Annotated in this window: 19 protein-coding genes; 12 read left to right on the top strand and 7 right to left on the bottom strand. The window is 72.0% G+C overall.

Annotation, left to right across the window (positions count from 1 at the left end):
- Window positions 1-114 precede the first annotated feature (114 nt).
- The 7 genes from H295_RS0105745 (at window position 115) to H295_RS0105715 (ending at window position 5,390) form a co-directional block, all read left to right on the top strand.
- Window positions 115-1,191, top strand: coding sequence for a SchA/CurD-like domain-containing protein (locus H295_RS0105745; RefSeq protein ID WP_020134382.1), 1,077 nt, complete (start codon window positions 115-117; stop codon window positions 1,189-1,191).
- 94 nt (window positions 1,192-1,285) lie between these two features.
- The gene (locus H295_RS0105740) at window positions 1,286-1,741 is read left to right on the top strand and encodes a cupin domain-containing protein (protein WP_028809083.1); all 456 of its coding nucleotides are present in this window, start codon (window positions 1,286-1,288) and stop codon (window positions 1,739-1,741) included.
- The gene (locus H295_RS0105735; RefSeq protein ID WP_028809082.1) at window positions 1,738-3,006 is read left to right on the top strand and encodes a beta-ketoacyl-[acyl-carrier-protein] synthase family protein; all 1,269 of its coding nucleotides are present in this window, start codon (window positions 1,738-1,740) and stop codon (window positions 3,004-3,006) included. The genes H295_RS0105740 and H295_RS0105735 overlap by 4 nt, the downstream gene beginning before the upstream one ends.
- Window positions 3,003-4,253, top strand: a complete 1,251-nt coding sequence (locus H295_RS0105730; protein ID WP_020134379.1) for a beta-ketoacyl synthase N-terminal-like domain-containing protein — start codon at window positions 3,003-3,005, stop codon at window positions 4,251-4,253. The genes H295_RS0105735 and H295_RS0105730 overlap by 4 nt, the downstream gene beginning before the upstream one ends.
- Window positions 4,254-4,296: 43 nt before the next feature.
- On the top strand, window positions 4,297-4,554 hold the full coding sequence (locus tag H295_RS0105725) for an acyl carrier protein (protein WP_020134378.1): 258 nt from the start codon (window positions 4,297-4,299) through the stop codon (window positions 4,552-4,554).
- Window position 4,555: 1 nt separating this feature from the next.
- On the top strand, window positions 4,556-5,035 hold the full coding sequence (locus tag H295_RS0105720; protein ID WP_020134377.1) for an SRPBCC family protein: 480 nt from the start codon (window positions 4,556-4,558) through the stop codon (window positions 5,033-5,035).
- Window positions 5,036-5,054: 19 nt separating this feature from the next.
- Window positions 5,055-5,390, top strand: coding sequence for a TcmI family type II polyketide cyclase (locus H295_RS0105715; protein WP_020134376.1), 336 nt, complete (start codon window positions 5,055-5,057; stop codon window positions 5,388-5,390).
- Window positions 5,391-5,459: 69 nt separating this feature from the next.
- Here the strand turns inward: H295_RS0105715 and H295_RS0105710 are convergent, their stop codons facing one another.
- The 3 genes from H295_RS0105710 to H295_RS0105700 all read right to left on the bottom strand — a co-directional run bounded on the left by H295_RS0105710 (window position 5,460) and on the right by H295_RS0105700 (window position 8,407).
- A complete protein-coding gene (locus tag H295_RS0105710) occupies window positions 5,460-6,488 on the bottom strand; it encodes a methyltransferase (protein WP_028809081.1) in 1,029 nt (342 codons plus the stop codon).
- Between the two features lie 66 nt (window positions 6,489-6,554).
- The gene (locus tag H295_RS0105705; RefSeq protein WP_020134374.1) at window positions 6,555-7,616 is read right to left on the bottom strand and encodes a right-handed parallel beta-helix repeat-containing protein; all 1,062 of its coding nucleotides are present in this window, start codon (window positions 7,614-7,616) and stop codon (window positions 6,555-6,557) included.
- A gap of 59 nt (window positions 7,617-7,675) precedes the next feature.
- Window positions 7,676-8,407: a DUF4232 domain-containing protein gene (locus H295_RS0105700; protein WP_020134373.1), complete on the bottom strand. Its 732-nt coding sequence runs from the start codon at window positions 8,405-8,407 to the stop codon at window positions 7,676-7,678.
- A 188-nt stretch (window positions 8,408-8,595) separates the two neighbouring features.
- Here H295_RS0105700 and H295_RS0105695 point away from each other — a divergent pair, with 188 nt between their 5' ends.
- A complete protein-coding gene (locus H295_RS0105695; protein ID WP_020134372.1) occupies window positions 8,596-9,921 on the top strand; it encodes a transcriptional regulator in 1,326 nt (441 codons plus the stop codon).
- A 26-nt stretch (window positions 9,922-9,947) separates the two neighbouring features.
- On the opposite strand, the gene H295_RS0105690 is transcribed toward H295_RS0105695, so the two are convergent.
- Window positions 9,948-11,315 (bottom strand): phosphatase PAP2 family protein, encoded by a 1,368-nt coding sequence (locus H295_RS0105690; RefSeq protein ID WP_020134371.1) that lies wholly within the window; start codon window positions 11,313-11,315, stop codon window positions 9,948-9,950.
- 737 nt (window positions 11,316-12,052) lie between these two features.
- Between H295_RS0105690 and H295_RS0105685 the strand changes: the two genes are divergently transcribed.
- The 4 genes from H295_RS0105685 (at window position 12,053) to H295_RS0105670 (ending at window position 14,847) form a co-directional block, all read left to right on the top strand.
- Window positions 12,053-12,373: a MerR family transcriptional regulator gene (locus H295_RS0105685; protein WP_020134370.1), complete on the top strand. Its 321-nt coding sequence runs from the start codon at window positions 12,053-12,055 to the stop codon at window positions 12,371-12,373.
- A gap of 250 nt (window positions 12,374-12,623) precedes the next feature.
- Entirely contained in the window at window positions 12,624-12,827 is a 204-nt protein-coding gene (locus H295_RS0105680; RefSeq protein WP_007383480.1) for a cold-shock protein, read from the top strand.
- 178 nt (window positions 12,828-13,005) lie between these two features.
- Window positions 13,006-14,454 (top strand): DEAD/DEAH box helicase, encoded by a 1,449-nt coding sequence (locus H295_RS0105675; RefSeq protein WP_020134369.1) that lies wholly within the window; start codon window positions 13,006-13,008, stop codon window positions 14,452-14,454.
- Between the two features lie 90 nt (window positions 14,455-14,544).
- Window positions 14,545-14,847, top strand: a complete 303-nt coding sequence (locus tag H295_RS0105670; protein WP_020134368.1) for an SCO5918 family protein — start codon at window positions 14,545-14,547, stop codon at window positions 14,845-14,847.
- A 94-nt stretch (window positions 14,848-14,941) separates the two neighbouring features.
- On the opposite strand, the gene H295_RS0105665 is transcribed toward H295_RS0105670, so the two are convergent.
- From H295_RS0105665 to H295_RS0105655, 3 genes are read right to left on the bottom strand one after another with little or no spacing between them, the layout of a single operon-like run.
- The gene (locus tag H295_RS0105665) at window positions 14,942-15,709 is read right to left on the bottom strand and encodes a hypothetical protein (protein ID WP_020134367.1); all 768 of its coding nucleotides are present in this window, start codon (window positions 15,707-15,709) and stop codon (window positions 14,942-14,944) included.
- A gap of 15 nt (window positions 15,710-15,724) precedes the next feature.
- Entirely contained in the window at window positions 15,725-15,907 is a 183-nt protein-coding gene (locus H295_RS0105660; RefSeq protein WP_020134366.1) for a hypothetical protein, read from the bottom strand.
- Between the two features lie 13 nt (window positions 15,908-15,920).
- Complete coding sequence (locus tag H295_RS0105655) at window positions 15,921-16,226, bottom strand: hypothetical protein (RefSeq protein ID WP_020134365.1); 306 nt, start codon at window positions 16,224-16,226, stop codon at window positions 15,921-15,923.
- Window positions 16,227-16,371 lie beyond the last annotated feature (145 nt).

Raw genomic sequence — 16,371 nt, 5'->3', positions numbered from 1 at the left:
CTCGGTGCATACGAGTCGCGCACCTCACAGGCGAGGCACAGGATCAAGGCACGCCGACGTCACCCCCCGTGCGGCCGACGTCCGCCCGTCCCCCACGAAGGAGTTGTGCACCGCATGACCACCACGTCCGAACGTGTCACGAAACCGCTTGCACAACAGGCGTCGCAGTGTGTCTCCCAGTCCGTCTTCGACGGTTCGAGGCTCCGGGTCGTCCTGCTGGTCGACGTCTACGACGGCGCCCAGCAGCAGTTCCTGGAGGCCTACGAGCAGCTGTGCAACCAGGTCGCCTCGGTCCCCGGGCACGTCAGCGACCAGCTGTGCCAGTCCATCGAGAACCCCTCCCAGTGGCTGATCACCAGCGAGTGGGAGAGCGCCCCGCCCTTCCTGACCTGGGTGAACAGCGAAGAGCACGTGCACATGGTGGAGCCGCTGCACTCCTGCGTCCGGGACACCAGGTCGCTGCGCTTCCACATCGTCCGCGAGACCGGTGGCCCCGCCGTGGACACCGGGTCCGAGGAGCGCCGGCTCCAGGCCTCCCCGCGCATCGGCGACGGGCTGATCCGGCACGCGCTCACCTTCACCGTCAAGCCGGGCAGCGAGCAGGCCGTGGCGAAGATCCTCGCCGACTACGCCTCCCCCGACCCGCGCGTCGACGACACCACCCGGCTGTGCCGGACCTCGCTGTTCATGCACGGCAACCGGGTCGTGCGGGCCATCGAGGTGCGGGGCGACCTGCTCGCCGCGCTCCGGTACGTCGCCCGGCAGCCCGCGGTACGGGCCGTCGAGGAGGCCATCAACCCCTATCTGGAGCAGGACCGGGACCTCGACGACCCCGAGTCCGCCCGGGTCTTCTTCACCCGCGCCGCGCTGCCCGCCGTCCACCATGTGACGGCAGGCCAGGAGAGCCCGGACGCGGTGCGGCACGCGCTGTACTACCCGGCCCGCGAGGGTCAGGGCATGCGGCTGGCCGAGCTGCTCGCCCGGCGGGACGAGGCGGCCGCGGACGATCCGCGGGCGTCCGTGCTGCGCAGCACGATCTTCCAGCGCGACGACATCGTGGTGCGCCTCGTCGACGCGCGCGGCGAGCTCGCCACCGACGCCGGACAGGACGCCGAGCTGACCGCGCTGCTGGACGGCGGGGCGGTGTCCTCGATGGACCTCGTCACCGACCGCCGCTCGCCCGACGCCTGACCACCCTCACCGGGGCCGTACCGGCCACGCCCACACGCAGGTGCGGCACACGCAGGTGCAGCACGTCGCTACAGCACATGTTCGGAGGAACGCCGTGATCGATCGTCATCCCGGAATCGTGGATCTCAGCGAGGTCGAGCCCAACACCCGGCGCGGTGGCGACCTGCGCGCCATGCTCACCCCCACCACGGTGGGCTCCACCAGCGGCTTCATGGGCGTGGCCATCGTGCAGCCCGGGGACCGCATCGCCGAGCACTACCACCCGTACTCGGAGGAGTTCATCTACGTCGTCTGCGGGCAGCTGGAGGTGGACCTCGACGGAGAGCCGCACCCGCTCCAGCCCGAGCAGGGGCTCCTGATCCCCGCGCACATGCGGCACCGGTTCCGCAACGTGGGCCGGGTCGAGGCCCGGATGGTCTTCCACCTCGGCCCGCTGGCGCCGAGCCCGCCGCTCGGACACGTCGACACCGAGGACGCGAACGGCGTGCCGATCCCGGTGGAGGCGCACGAGGTGGCCGCCACGGCCGAGCGATCACGGGTGAGCTCATGAGCAGGCGCGTGGCGGTCACCGGCATAGGTATCGTCGCCCCGGGCGGCATCGGGGTCCCTGCGTTCTGGGACCTGCTGACCAGCGGCCGTACGGCGACGCGTGGCATCACCTTCTTCGATCCGTCCGGGCTGCGCTCTCAGATCGCCGCCGAGTGCGACTTCGACCCGGCGGCCCACGGGCTGGACGCGGAGCAGATCGCGCGCGCCGACCGCTACATCCAGTTCGCCCTGGTCGCCGGCGAGGAGGCGATACGCGACTCCGGTCTCGACCTGGCCGCGGAGAACCCCTGGCGGGTCGGGGTGTCCCTGGGCACCGCGGTCGGCGGCACCACCCGGCTCGAGCACGACTACGTGCTGGTCAGCCACGGCGGACAGCGCTGGGACGTGGACCACCGGCAGGCCGGCCCGCATCTGCACCGGGCGTTCGCGCCCAGCACCCTCGCCTCCGCGGTCGCGGAGCGGTTCGAGGCACGCGGGCCGGTGCAGACCGTGTCCACCGGCTGCACCTCGGGCCTTGACGCCGTCGGGTACGCCTTCCACACCATCGAGGAGGGCCGGGCCGACGTCTGCATCGCCGGCGCCTCGGACTCGCCGATCTCCCCGATCACCATGGCCTGCTTCGACGCCATCAAGGCGACCTCCCCCAGCAACGACGACCCCGCGCACGCCTCCCGCCCCTTCGACGCCGACCGCAACGGGTTCGTCATGGGCGAGGGCGGCGCGGTGCTGGTCCTGGAGGAACTGGAGCACGCCCGGGCCCGCGGCGCGCACGTGTACTGCGAGATAGGCGGCTACGCCACTTTCGGCAACGCCTACCACATGACCGGTCTGACCGCCGAGGGCCTGGAGATGGCCCGGGCCATCGAGGACGCCCTCGGCCAGGCCCGCCTCGACGGCACCGCGATCGACTACGTCAACGCGCACGGCTCGGGCACCCTCCAGAACGACCGGCACGAGACGGCCGCCGTCAAACGCGCCCTGGGCGCGCACGCCTACGAGACGTGCATGAGCTCCATCAAGTCCATGGTGGGTCATTCCCTCGGCGCGATCGGGGCGATCGAGGTCGTCGCCTGCGCGCTGTCCCTGGCCCACCAGGTGGTGCCGCCCACCGCGAACTACGAGACCCCCGACCCCGAGTGCGACCTGGACTACGTACCGCGTGTCGCCCGTGAGCGCCGGCTGCGCAACGTGCTCTCGGTGGGCAGCGGGTTCGGCGGCTTCCAGTCCGCGGTGGTCATGACCCTGCCGAGGGAGAAAACGCTATGAGCGCCTCGCATGCCCGGCGCGCGGCCGTCACCGGAATCGGCGTGGTCGCGCCCAACGGAACCAGCACCGACGCCTTCTGGAAGGCCACCAGGGAGGGCGTCAGCGTCATCGACCCCATCACCCGGGAGGGCTGCGAGGGGATGCCGCTGAAGGTGGCGGGCCAGGTGCGCGACTTCGACCCGCCGTCGGCGATCGAGGAGCGCTACCTCGTCCAGACCGACCGGTTCACCCACTTCGCGATGGCCGCGGCCGACCTCGCCCTGGAGGAGGCCGGGCTCGGCCGGGCCGACACCGACGCCGCGCCGTTCTCGGTGGGCGTGGTCACGGCCGCCGGCTCCGGCGGCGGTGAGTTCGGACAGCGCGAGCTCCAGCAGCTCTGGGGCAAGGGCAGCCGTTTCGTCGGGCCGTACCAGTCGATCGCCTGGTTCTACGCGGCGAGCACCGGCCAGATCTCCATCCGGGGCGGCTTCAAGGGCCCCTGCGGGGTGATCGCCGCCGACGAGGCGGGCGGCCTGGACGCCCTGGCGCACGCGGCGCGCGGCGTGCGGCGCGGCACCGACGTCATCGTGGCCGGTGCGACCGAGGCGCCGCTCGCCCCCTACTCCATGGTCTGCCAGCTCGGGTACGAGGAGCTGAGCACGGTCGCCGAACCGGACCGCGCCTACCGGCCGTTCACCAGGTCGGCCTGCGGTTTCGTGCCCGCCGAAGGGGGCGCGATGGTCGTCGTGGAGGCCGAGGAGTCGGCCCGTGACCGGGGTGCTCCGGTGCGGGCGCTGGTGGCCGGGCACGCGGCCACCTTCACCGGCGCCTCCCGCTGGGAGGAGTCCCGGGAGGGACTGGCCCGGGCGATCCAGGGCGCCCTGGAGGACGCCGGCTGCGCGCCCGAGGAGATCGACGTGGTCTTCGCGGACGCCCTCGGAGTGCCGGAGGCGGACCGCGCCGAGGTGCTGGCGCTCGCCGACGCCCTCGGTCCGCACGCCAAGCGGGTGCCGGTGACGGCGCCGAAGACCGGTGTCGGCCGGGGCCTGGCCGCGGCCGCCGTGCTGGACGTCGCGGCGGCGGTGCTGGCGATGGAACAGGGCGTGCTGCCCCCCACCCCGAACGTCTTCGACGTCTGCCACGACCTCGACCTCGTCACCGGCCGCGCGCGGGCCACCGAGACGCGCACGGCGCTGGTCCTCAGCCGGGGACTCATGGGGTCGAACTCGGCGCTGGTGCTCCGGCGCGGTGCCGCCGACGCCTCGTAGCGAGGCCTCGCGAACACAGATCACAGAGCAAGGAGACAACCGTATGAGTGAGCGCATCACCGTGGAAGAGCTGGCCGGGCTGATGAAGAAGGCCGCCGGGATCACCGTCGCCCCGGAGGACCTCCAGCAGCTCAGCGACTCCGGCTTCGACAGCTTCGGCCTGGACTCGCTGGGCCTGCTCGGCATCGTGGGCGAGCTGGAGAACCGTTACGGCACGCCGATGCCGCCCGACGCCGAGAAGTGCAAGACGCCTCGGCAGTTCCTCGACCTCGTCAACAGCGCGCTTCTCGCGGGAGCCTGACATGACCGGACACACGCAGAACGAGGTCACCATCGGGGCCCCGCTGGACCTGGTCTGGGACATGACCAACGACGTGGCGAACTGGCCGAACCTGTTCAGCGAGTACGCCTCCGCCGAGATCCTCTCCCAGGAGGGGAACCGGACCACCTTCCGGCTCACCATGCACCCCGACGACAACGGCAAGGTGTGGAGCTGGGTCTCGGAGCGGGAGGCGGACCGCGACACGCTCACCGTGCGCGCCCGCCGCGTCGAGACCGGGCCCTTCGCCTACATGAACATCGTGTGGCAGTACGAGGAGCGGCCCGAGGGCACCCGGATGGTCTGGACGCAGGACTTCGCGATGCGCCCGGACGCCCCGGTGGACGACGACTGGATGACGGACAACATCAACCGGAACTCCAAGGTCCAGATGGCTCTGATCCGGGACCGCATCGAGAAGGAGGCCGGAGAACGCCGGCCCGTCTCGGTGCTGTCGGACTGATCGGGACGGAGACCTGACGATGCACCAGTCCCTGATCGTCGCCCGCATGGCCCCGGAGTCGGCCCTCGACATCGCCAAGGTGTTCGAGGAGTCGGACCGGGGAGAACTCCCCCACCTCGTGGGGGTCGCGCGGCGCAGCCTCTTCCAGTTCGACGACGTGTACCTGCACCTCATCGAGTCCGAGCAGGACCCCGGGCCCGCCATCGCGAAGGCGGCCGGACACCCCGAGTTCCGGGACATCAGCGAACGGCTGTCGGCGTACGTCACCGCGTACGACCCGGCGACCTGGCGTTCGCCGAAGGACGCGATGGCGCGCTGCTTCTACACCTGGGAGCGGGACGCCGCCCGCTCCTGAACCACCGCCGCTCGCCGGGCACACGCCGTCGTGTGCCCGGCGAGCGGCGTTGTGGAACCGTGCCCGAGGTCAGCTCGGGACCATGCAGTCGAAGGCGTGCAGATAGGGGTTGACCGGGCGGATGTCGTCGATGACCAGGCCCGCCCCGGTCAGCCTGCCGGTCAGGGACTCGGTGGTGTGCTTGGCCCCGCCGACGTTGAGGAGCAGCATCAGGTCCATGGCGGTGCTGAACCGCAGCGAGGGCGAGTCGTCGACGAGGTTCTCGATGACCACGACCCGCGCTCCCGGGCCGCCCGCCTCGACGACGTTGCGCAGGAGGCGGGTGGTGCTCTCGTCGTCCCACTCCAGGATGTTCTTGATGATGTAGACGTCCGCCTTGACCGGGACGGCCTCACGGCAGTCACCGGGCACCAGCCGCATCCGGTCCGCGAGGGCGCCCCCGTCGCGCAGCCGCGGATCGGCGTTGGCCACCACGCGCGGCAGGTCCAGCAGCGTGCCGTGGAGGGCGGGGTGCTTCTCCAGCAGGCTCGCCACCACATGCCCCTGGCCGCCGCCGATGTCGGCGACCGAGCTGCTCCCCGACAGGTCGAGCAGCTCCGCCACGTCCCGCGCGGACTGCACGCTGGAGGTGGTCATGGCCCGGTTGAAGACGTCGGCCGACTCCGGGGCGTCCTCGTTGAGGTAGGTGAAGAACTCCTTGCCGAACAGGTCCTTCACCACGCTGCGGCCCGAGCGCACGGCCTCGTCGAGCACCGGCCACGCCTGCCAGGTCCACGGCTCGGTGCACCACAGCGCGATGGCGCGCAGGCTGTGCGGGTCGTCCTCGCGCAGCAGCCGGGACATGTCGGTGTGCGCGAACCTGCCGTCCGGCTGCTCGGCGAAGATGCCGTAGCAGGACAGGGCGCGCAGCAGCCGTCGCAGCGTCTTCGGTTCGGTCTTCACCTCGGCCGCGAGGTCCTCGACGGCCAGCGGGGTGTCGTCGAGGGCGTCGGCGACACCCAGGCGGGCGGCCGCGCGCAGGGCGGCGGCGCAGGCCGCCCCGAACACGAGCTCCCGAAGCCGCATGGACGGCGGTGTGGCGGTCTGTACGGCCGTCATGGGCCGTCCTCCCTTGTCGAGTTCGTCGTTGTCGAGGTCTTCGTGTTCCTGGATGGTCACGGCGGGTCAGCAGAGTCCGGCGGGCCGGGACGCCGCGCAGGTGTTGCCGGTGAAGGTGTTGTCGTGTCCGGTGTCGGTGTCGACGAGGTCGGCCGGGGCGTTGCCCTCCAGCGTGTTGCCGGTGATCCGGTTCCGCTCGCCGGGGGTGCCCACGAAGCTCTTGAACAGGACGATGCCGCCCGACAGCGAGGAGGTGCCGGCGTTGCCGGTGACGTGATTGCCCGTCACCAGGGTGTCCTCGGTGCCGGTGAGCACGATGCCGGAGCCCTGGAGCGCCTCCAGCCGTGCGGTCGCCGGGCAGGACTTGTTGTTGTCCGCGACGGTGTTGTCGCGCACGGTGAGGGCGCCGGCCCGCGGCTTGTTCTCGTCGCCCACGACGAAGACGCCCGCGCAGTTGCCGGTGAGGTGGTTCTCGGCGACGGTGAGGTTGCGCAGGCGCCGGACGGTGATGCCGATCCGGTTGCCCGCCAGGCGGTTGTGTTCGACGACGGTCCCCCGGGTGTCGGCGGCGCCCGCCTCCTCCTTGATGGTGTTGGCGAGGAACAGACCGGCGTCGCCGTTGTCCCGGGCGGTGTTCTTGACGAACAGCCCGCGCACCGAACGCTCCTGGGCGATCCCCCACACACCGTTCTTCACCGCGGTGACGTTCCGGACGGTCAGGCCGTCGGTCGCCATGGCGAACACGCCGGTCCCGGTGAAGTTCCGCACGGTGAGGGAGGCGACGGTGACGCCCTCGACGTCGCGGTCCTTGGTCCCGAGCACGCAGATGCCGTTGCCGTGCTCGGCACAGCTGTCGGCGGCCTTGGTGGTGGCGGGCTCGATGACGGTCTCGCGGCCCGTGCCGCGCAGGGTGAGACCGGGGGTGCTCACCGTGACGCTCTCGCGGTAGGTGCCGGGGGTCACGAGGACGGTGTCACCGGGCTGGGCGGTGTCCACCGCCCGCTGGATCGACTGTCCCGGGAAGACCAGGTGGGTGCTCTGATGGGCGGCGGCGGCCGGGGCGGCGGTCAGGGCCGCCCCGATGACCGCCGCGGCACAGGCCAGGTAGGAGATATGAAATCTCATCATATCCGTACGTTATGGGGCGAATGCTCTCGAACAGTACGGATAGTCCACCTGGGGGCGTGTCACCAGGAGACGGCGTCGTCCATGTCCTGCTGCCAGTACGTGACCTTGAGCGAGTCGTCGACGTAGACGCCCTTCGCCGGCAGCGCCGGGGTCGCGCTCCTGCCGACGCTGCCGCTGAGGGAGCGGCCCTGGAACCAGACGGTGAGGGACTTCGCGGTGTGCCCGTGCGCGGCGCTGCCGTCGGTGGCGGACAGGTTCACGGAGGCGTAGCCGGACTGGCCCGGCTCCAGCGTGACCACCGCCTGCGGCTGGGAGTCCTCGATGACCGGCGGCACGGACTGGGCCCCGTCGAACCGGACGGACGGGTAGCCGTAGAGGAAGCAGGTCCTGCTGCCGGTGTTGGTCACGGTCAGCAGCAGGTGGTTCACGGGACGGGTCAGCGGGGCCGCGACCGTCTTGGTGTTCGACCCCTCGCAGGTGACCGGGGTCGTCGCCGAGGAGCCGGACGAGGAGCCGGTCGAGGAGGTGCGGGCGGGGGTGGACGTCTTCGACGCGGCCTGGTGGGCGCCGGACGCGGTGGTGGGCGCCGCCGCGGTGGAGTCCGTGCGGGGCGCGCCCCCGGGGGTCTCGGCGCCGGCGTCCGCGCTCGCGGAGACGGAGGGGCTCGTGGTCGCGGCGCCCTCGTCCTTGGTGCCCGTGCCGTCGCCGCACGCGGTCAGGGCGAGCGCCGCGAGGACGGTGCCGGCCGCGGCGGCGACGAGACGGGTGCGGGAGGTGCGGAGGTTCGACATGTCTGCTGTGCCCCTTGGGAGTTCGGGTGGCGGTGGTGATTGGATGACCGGAGCTTGGAAGGTGATCCGTCCCGCCCGCCACAGCCGACGGGCAGTTGGGGACACTGGAACGCCGGAACGGGCTTTGACCAGCAAGAATGCGGTGCCCCTGGAATGCGTTCCCGGGACGCCAGGGGTGAGGGGTACGGGTGTCAGGGGCAACGGGGGCCGGAGAGCCGGAGGCGTTCGCGGAGCTGCTGCGGGAGCTGAAGGACCGCTCGGGACTCAGCTACGGCGTGCTCGCCAAGCGCCTGCACATGAGTACGTCGACACTGCACCGCTACTGCAACGGCACCGCGGTGCCGGTGGAGTACGCGCCCGTGGAGCGGCTCGCCCGGGTCTGCAAGGCGACCCCGCAGGAGCTGGTGGAACTGCACCGCCGCTGGATCCTGGCGGACGCGGCCCGCGGCCGCAGGGCGGAACGCGCGGGCGAGGCTTCTGTCGAGAGCGCGGGTGCCACGCAGCACACGGAAGGCACACCGCACGCGGATGCCACACCGCACGCGGGCGACGGCGACACGGGGGAACCCGTCGTCATCGCCCCGGTGGGTGACGACACCCCGCCCCGCCGTTTCTCCTGGGCCCACCGTCGCCGTACCGCGCTGATCGCCTCCGTCGCGGTGGTCGCCGCGCTCGGAGGCGTCGCGTACGCCCTGCGCCCGATGGGCCTCCGCGCCGGGGACGCCACGGCACCGACGGTCGTCGACACCCGGGCCGCCGACTCCGGCCGGGAGCCCTCCCCCACCCCGTCCGCGGACCGCGGCGGATCCGGATCGTCCTCGTCGGCCTCCGCCTCGCCCACCGGCCCAGCCGCGGACTCCGGGCCCGGGGCCGCACGGAACACCGGCGAACCCGCCGCCCGGCCGTCCGCCACCGGCGCCCCGCTCGCCGTCGCCACCCGCCCCTACGTCTACGACAGCCCGTGCAGCCAGCACTTCCTCGTCGACAGCGAGCCCGCCCAGGTGGGCCCGCCGGCGAGCGAGCAGGACGCCCCGCGCTGGGCCGCCGCGTACGGGGCGGTCTCCTCGGGCGAGCAGCGCGTCGCGCTCACCGTCCAGGGCACCGGGGCGGAGACCGTCGTCCTGAACGCGTTGCACGTGCGCGTCCTCAGCAAGAACGCGCCGCTCGCCTGGAACGACTACTCGATGGGCGTCGGCTGCGGCGGCGGGGTGGGGACCAAGTCGTTCGACATCGCCCTCGACAGCGGCAGCCCGGCGGTCACCGTGAAGAACGGCCAGCGCGACTTCCCGTACAAGGTCAGCGAGTCCGACCCGGAGGTCTTCTACGTCGTCGCGCACACCACGGCGCACGACGTCCGCTGGGACCTCATCCTGGACTGGTCCAGCGGCGACCGCAGCGGGACCGTGCACGTCGACAACGCGGGCCACCCGTTCCGCACCAGCGCCGACGTGGGGCGGCCCGGCTACGACTATCCGCTGGGCGGCAGCGAGTGGATCGAGCGGGTCGGGGGCTGATCCGGGCGCGGTTCAGGCAGTGCGGTTCAGGCCGGTTCGGGGTGCGGCTCCGGGTGCGGCACCGGCACCTGGGCCGTGTCCCAGCGGGCGACGGTCCGGACGTAGCCGTAGATCACGGAGAGCATGGCCAGCAGGAGCAGCGGGCCGGCCAGCCAGGGGTTCTCGCCCATCTGGACCGGCAGCAGGGCGTACGACAGCAGGAGCGCCGCGAAGACCCCCGTGCCGTAGGCCGTCAGCCGGAGCCCGGCCGGGTCCCAGCCGCGGTCGTAGGTGCGCACGGCCGTCTCGATGGTGAGGGTGAACACCACACCGGCGATGAGGTCGACGCCGTAGTGGTAGCCGAATCCCAGCGTGGCGCAGAGCGTGGCGATCAGCCAGAACGTGCCCGCGACGCGCAGCAGGCGCGGGCCCTTGCGGGAGTGGATGAAGATCGCGGTGGCCCAGGCGGTGTGCAGGCTGGGCATGCAGTTGCGGGGGGTGACCGTGTCGAAGGGTATGGAGTGCGGGGCGGATATCGGCGGCGGGGTCTCGGGCCACAGGTTCGCCACCGCCCAGTGCCCGTCGCTCGGTATCTGCGGCGACCACAGGGCGATCGACGCCCAGTGGTCGGTGCCGGTGCCGTAGGCGAAGACCGGGCCGACCACCGGGAAGATCATGTAGATCGCCGGGCCGAGGAGGCCGATCAGCAGGAAGGTCCGCACCAGGTGGTGGCGGGGGAAGCGGCGGTCGACGGCCACGTTGCGCAGCTGGTAGAGCGCCACGACCACGGCGGCGACCGCGAGCTGGCCGTAGATGGTGTCGAGGAAGTTGAAGCCGATCGCCCCGGTGGCGGTGACGAGCCGGCCCATCAGCCAGGAGGGGTTGCCGAGCGCGTGGTCGGCGGCCGCCAGATAGGGGTCGAGCACCTGCGGGCGGCTCTTCGCGGTGATGAGCAGCCAGGTGTCGCCCAGCTTGCGGCCGGCCACCAGCACCAGGCCGAGGCCGACGCCCTTCAGCAGCAGGACGCGTTCCGGGCCGGTGCGGCGGGTGAGGGCGAGGACCCCGCAGCCCAGGACCACCCACAGGGCGCCGTTGCCGAAGGGGTGGCCGTGGGTCACCTCGATGCCGAGGACCCACCGGACCAGGAGGAAGCCCAGGTCGATGGCGATCGCGGTGCCGAGCGCGATGAACCGCTGCCGCCAGGTCATCACCACCATCGTCAGCGCCAGCCCGGCGTACAGCAGCGGCCCCGACTTCGGCGGGAGGACCGTCTCGCGGACCAGTGTGGTCAGCGGCCCCTCGAGGCCGTAGCCGCGCGCGGCGAGTTCCAGCGCGACGAAGAGGCCGAGGCCGACGGCCCCCACCACGGCCCAGAGGCCCGTCCGTGCGTCGATGCGCTGGAGTATCTGTCTCACTGTCGGCCACTTCGCTAGATGTCGTACACAACCGCCCGCCCTTAAGGGGAAGAGGGACGGATCACGGTCTCGGTTCCGGCGGCACGAACACACGCACGGTGAGCCGCCCCCTCCCTGAGCCGCCCGGCGCCGGGCCCCCCACCGGACCGGGGTGCGTGGACGCCGCCGAAAGTGCAGCGTATGACACGGCGGGGACAACCGGACAGGGTGCTCCCGGCCGGGCCGACGACCGCCGTCGCACCCGGCGCACACCGGCTCGTCACGGGACTCCGAGGATCTGGCACAGCAGCCTGAGCCGGGGCGGCGGAAACCTGGCGCGGGCACGAGCGGAAGCCCGGCGCGGGCACGGCGGAGACCCGGCCCGGGCACGACCAGAAGGCAGCCCGGACACGAGCGGAAGCCCGGCGCACGGCAGAGACCCGGCGCAGGCGCAGCAGAGGCCGGGCGCGAGCACAGCGGAGACCCGTCGTGGGCGCACAGAGACCCGGCGCAGGCGCAACGAAGGCACAGCGGGCTCAGGGTGGGGGCATGGCGTGGGCCACTCGGGGTTCTGCAGCGGGAGGTGTCTTCGTGCGATGGAAATCTGCTGGGGCGGCGCCACATTTCCGTACGGGCCGACGTTAGGGTTGTGACCATCCGGGCACTCCTGTGACGGGACCGGAACCCGTCGGTGTCCGGCCCTTTCGAGCACTGTGTCGGGCCGACGCGCCCCACCGCGCCCCCGGAACGAAGGTGCCATGCCCGCCGAGACCTCCCCCGCCGGCCGTCTGGACGACGACGACTACCCGGCCTACACGATGGGCCGGGCCGCCGCCATCCTGGGCATCACCCCCGCCTTCCTGCGGGCCATCGGCGAGGCGGAACTGATCACCCCGCTGCGCTCGGACGGCGGCCACCGCCGGTACTCCCGCCGTCAGCTCCGCACCGCCGGCCGGGCCCGCGAGCTCGTCGACCAGGGCACCCCGATCGAGGCGGCCTGCCGCATCATCGACCTGGAGAACCGGCTCGACGACGCCCTGCGCCAGAACGAGGAGATGCGCCGCCGACTGGACGAATAACTGTCGCAGCCGCAGCAGAATCACGGACGGGGCGCGGCGAGATTTTCGGAGGGGACCGGCCGAGAATTGCGGGCGACTTGGCTCCGCGCATCTACGGTGTGTTACCGTGATAAAAGTTGCAGTTTTGGTTTCCGGAGATTCTTCACGAAGCTCTCCGGGTCTTTCCGGGTCTTACCGGAGGGGTGATCATCGCGGCGACTCGGAATCCGTAAAGTGCGGATCCCGGCACTGCCCCTTAGGGAGATTCAATATGGCATCTGGCACCGTGAAGTGGTTCAACGCGGAAAAGGGCTTCGGCTTCATCGAGCAGGACGGCGGCGGCGCTGACGTGTTCGCGCACTACTCGAACATCGCCACCTCCGGCTTCCGCGAGCTTCAGGAAGGCCAGAAGGTTACCTTCGACGTCACGCAGGGCCAGAAGGGCCCGCAGGCCGAGAACATCGTTCCCGCCTGACGCTGACGCAGTTTTACGGCTGGGGCCCGCACTCTTGGGTGGGGGGGCCAGCCCATTGCCCGCAACTGTTTGCATTGCTTTCTCCCCGGCTCTTTCTTGCGAATTCTCGTGCGGTTTCGCCGCGCCTCGGAGGAATTCCTCGACACGTGCCGCACGCATCGAGGAAGGTTCCCCAGCCATGAACCGCACCCGTCGCACCGGGAACACCGGTAGCGCAGGTAACACCGGGACCAACACGTCCCGTGGCCGCTCCCGTGGCACCGGCCACCAGCGCCCCCGCACCGCATCCGCCCCCCGCGGCGAGTTCACCCTGCCCACCACGCTCACCGAGGCCCTGCCCGCGGTGGCGGCGTTCGCCGACCTCGACCTGCCCGCCCGGCTCCAGGCCGCGCTGCGCGCCGAGGGTGTCACCGAGCCCTTCCCGATCCAGGCGGCGACCCTGCCGAACTCCCTGGCCGGACGGGACGTCCTGGGCCGTGGTCGCACCGGCTCCGGCAAGACCCTCGCCTTCGGGCTGCCGCTGCTGGCCCGTCTGGACGGACAGCGCGCCGAGCCCCGCCGCCCCCTCGCCCTGGTCCTCGTCCCGACCCGCGAGCTGGCCCAGCAGGTCACCGACGCCCTCACCCCCTACGCCAAGGCGCTGCGCCTGCGCGCGGCCACCGTGGTCGGCGGCATGTCGATCGGCCGCCAGGCCTCCGCCCTGCGGGCCGGTGCCGAGCTCCTGGTGGCGACCCCGGGACGGCTCAAGGACCTCATCGAGCGCGGTGACTGCGAGCTCGGCCAGGTGCGGATGACCGTCCTCGACGAGGCCGACCAGATGACCGACATGGGCTTCATGCCGCAGGTCACCTACCTTCTGGACCAGGTGCGCCCGGACGGTCAGACGCTGCTGTTCTCGGCCACGCTCGACCGCAACATCGACCTCCTGGTCCGCCGCTACCTGCACGACCCGGTGGTGCACTCGGTCGACCCGTCCGCGGGTGCCGTCACCACCATGGAGCACCACCTGCTGCACGTCCGCGACGACGACAAGCACGCCACCGCCACCGAGATCGCCGCCCGCGACGGCCGCGTGATCATGTTCCTGGACACCAAGCACGCGGCGGAGCGGCTGGCCAAGCACCTGCTGTCGGTGGGCGTACGGGCCTCGGCGCTGCACGGCGGCAAGTCCCAGCCGCAGCGCACCCGCACCCTCGGCCAGTTCAAGGACGGCCAGGTCAGCGTCCTGGTGGCCACCAACGTCGCGGCCCGCGGGATCCACGTCGACGACGTCGACCTCGTCGTCAACTTCGACCCGCCCGCCGACCACAAGGACTACCTGCACCGCGGCGGCCGTACGGCACGCGCCGGCGAGTCCGGCACGGTCGTCACCCTGGTCCTGCCGCACCAGCGGCGCGCGGTGGACCGTCTGATGTCCGACGCCGGCGTCTCCGCCCGTATCACCCGGGTCCGCCCGGGCGAGGCCGAGCTGAACCGCATCACCGGCGCCCGCACCCCCTCGGGCGTCCCGGTCACCCTCCCCGTGCCGGCCGCCGCCGAGCCCGCGCAGCGCAGCGGGACCGCGGCACGCGGCCGCGGCAGCCGTTCCTCCCGGGGTCGCCGCCGTCCCTCGCGCACCCCCCGCTAGCCGTACGACCCACTCCCAGAAGGAGACGAACAGGGCCGCACCCTGGGCGTTCTCACCGTCCCCGTTCCGACCGCTCCCCGTGGAGGTGCCATGCGCATCGTCATCGCCCGTTTTCCCTTCGACCTGACCATGAGCGAGGTCGAGAGGTCGATGGAGGGCGTCGAGCCCGAACCCGCCACCGGACCGTGTGTGACCGTGGGCGCCCACGTGTACCCGGTCAAGCAGGTCGGCCAGGTGATCACCCGGCAGGACCGCCGGGACTTCACCGCCAACGAGGTGAGCCGGGCCCTGACCCGCCTCGGCTTCACCTGCCACGAGGTCCGGCCGCCGCGCCAGGAGGCCTTCAACGACCCGGCGGCGTCCCTCCCCTGGGCCGACACCCCGCTGAACTGACCTTCCTCGCCCCCGCTCCACCGGGTGCGTGGCCGCGCCTCCGACCCCCGTACGGCGCCCGGCCACGCACCCTGCTCATGGGCGGCCCGGACCCTCAGCGCCCGGACTGCCAGTAGGGGTCCAGGACGGTGAGCGCCGCGTCCTGGTCCCCGGTCAGCCAGTCCCGCACGTGCGGGGCCCGGGCCGTGTCCAGCACCCAGCGCACGACCGTGTCGTACCGGCGATGGGCCGGTGTCCGTTCGTCCCGCAGCCACGCGAGGCAGGCGCTCACCAGACAGCGGTGGTCGGTGCGGCTCGCGTTGTCCGACGCGAGGTCGGTGCCGTAGCCCGGACCGCGGTCCCGCGCCAGTGCCACCCAGGGTTCGAGGACCCGCAGCGCGATGTCCGGGTCGCCGCTGCGCAGGGCGCCCAGGACCAGGGCGTAGCGGTAGGAGCCCTCCGTGAACAGGGGATCCTCGCGCATCGTCGCCCGCAGTCCCTGGTCGGTGTCGCGCAGGGTCGCCAGGGCGTCGTGCCGGTGGCCGTTCATCAGGTGGTCCTCGAAGGTCCAGGTCAGCAGATGGAAGCGGACCAGCAGGGCGAGGTAGCGGTCGCCGTCCCGCTCCGCCCCGGCCAGCAGCGCGTCGAGTTCGGCCCGGCGCTCGCCGTGCTGCCAGGGCCAGGCGTGGCGCGGGTAGGTGCCGCTGCCGCAGGCGTCGCAGCGGCGTGGGATCCCGGGCCGCGGACTCGCGAAGTACCCGCCCTCGCCGCAGTCCGGGTTGTCGCACTCCCAGCCCTCCGCCAGAGCCTCCGGCGGCGCCTGGTAGCCATGTCTGCCGGCCGGCAGCCGCCGCGGACCGAGCAGCCTGTGCAGGATCTCCATCCCGTCCTCCTCGACTCAGCCGACCTTGGCGTGGTGCTCGTCCCGCGAGTTCGGGCAGACGTAGCCGGTGTTGCCGCACCGTCTGCACGTGGTCATGGGGCCGACCCGGCCCTTGCAGCTCGGGCAGCGGACGGCCCGCACCCTCTTGCGGCAGGCCCGATCACCGCAGTGGACATCCTTGTCGCCGGTGTACCGCACGTGTGTCCCTCCCTCACCTGGTGCTCTGCAACTCGCGCTCACGGGCGGCGCGTTCGGCCGGGCTCAGCCGGGTGATCCGGCCCGAGCGGCTGTGCGCCCGGACGCCCCACGGCGAGGCGGGCTGCCCGCTCACCAGCCAGACGGCGAGCGTGATCTCCCAGCCGATCGCCTTGACCGCGCTGACCAGGAACCACTCCGGACTGATCAGCAGCAGCCACGGCGAGACGCCGCGCCAGAAGGAGCCGCCCGCCCGCGCGTTGAACGTCCACAGCGCGATCACCACGCCGATCACATGCCCGAGTGCCAGTGCCGTTCCCATCGGTTCTCCCCCCGACGTCACCCCGACCGGCCGTCCGTACAGGCCGGTTCCTCGTTGGTACCGCTCTCGCGGGGCCGGTCCCGCGGGCGTTGCACAGCTCGTCCCGCGCTGCAAGGTGCGGGGCACGGACGGGGGAGTTCGGGTA

Source organism: Streptomyces sp. 351MFTsu5.1 (genome assembly GCF_000383655.1).
Taxonomy (GTDB): Bacteria; Actinomycetota; Actinomycetes; order Streptomycetales; family Streptomycetaceae; genus Streptomyces; species Streptomyces griseorubiginosus.
The sequence above is the reverse complement of the archived record's forward strand: the minus strand, read 5'-3'. Positions and strand labels throughout refer to the sequence as shown.

What these genes read in the sequence shown, in the direction of transcription:
- H295_RS0105730 (WP_020134379.1), top strand. Translation starts at nt 3,003, where the DNA reads ATGAGCGCCTCGCATGCCCGGCGCGCGGCCGTCACCGGAATCGGCGTG.
- H295_RS0105705 (WP_020134374.1), bottom strand. Translation starts at nt 7,616, where the DNA reads ATGATGAGATTTCATATCTCCTACCTGGCCTGTGCCGCGGCGGTCATC.
- H295_RS0105680 (WP_007383480.1), top strand. Translation starts at nt 12,624, where the DNA reads ATGGCATCTGGCACCGTGAAGTGGTTCAACGCGGAAAAGGGCTTCGGC.
- H295_RS0105685 (WP_020134370.1), top strand. Translation starts at nt 12,053, where the DNA reads ATGCCCGCCGAGACCTCCCCCGCCGGCCGTCTGGACGACGACGACTAC.
- H295_RS0105715 (WP_020134376.1), top strand. Translation starts at nt 5,055, where the DNA reads ATGCACCAGTCCCTGATCGTCGCCCGCATGGCCCCGGAGTCGGCCCTC.
- H295_RS0105745 (WP_020134382.1), top strand. Translation starts at nt 115, where the DNA reads ATGACCACCACGTCCGAACGTGTCACGAAACCGCTTGCACAACAGGCG.
- H295_RS0105720 (WP_020134377.1), top strand. Translation starts at nt 4,556, where the DNA reads ATGACCGGACACACGCAGAACGAGGTCACCATCGGGGCCCCGCTGGAC.
- H295_RS0105700 (WP_020134373.1), bottom strand. Translation starts at nt 8,407, where the DNA reads ATGTCGAACCTCCGCACCTCCCGCACCCGTCTCGTCGCCGCCGCGGCC.
- H295_RS0105670 (WP_020134368.1), top strand. Translation starts at nt 14,545, where the DNA reads ATGCGCATCGTCATCGCCCGTTTTCCCTTCGACCTGACCATGAGCGAG.
- H295_RS0105675 (WP_020134369.1), top strand. Translation starts at nt 13,006, where the DNA reads ATGAACCGCACCCGTCGCACCGGGAACACCGGTAGCGCAGGTAACACC.
- H295_RS0105710 (WP_028809081.1), bottom strand. Translation starts at nt 6,488, where the DNA reads ATGACGGCCGTACAGACCGCCACACCGCCGTCCATGCGGCTTCGGGAG.
- H295_RS0105735 (WP_028809082.1), top strand. Translation starts at nt 1,738, where the DNA reads ATGAGCAGGCGCGTGGCGGTCACCGGCATAGGTATCGTCGCCCCGGGC.
- H295_RS0105665 (WP_020134367.1), bottom strand. Translation starts at nt 15,709, where the DNA reads ATGGAGATCCTGCACAGGCTGCTCGGTCCGCGGCGGCTGCCGGCCGGC.
- H295_RS0105655 (WP_020134365.1), bottom strand. Translation starts at nt 16,226, where the DNA reads ATGGGAACGGCACTGGCACTCGGGCATGTGATCGGCGTGGTGATCGCG.
- H295_RS0105725 (WP_020134378.1), top strand. Translation starts at nt 4,297, where the DNA reads ATGAGTGAGCGCATCACCGTGGAAGAGCTGGCCGGGCTGATGAAGAAG.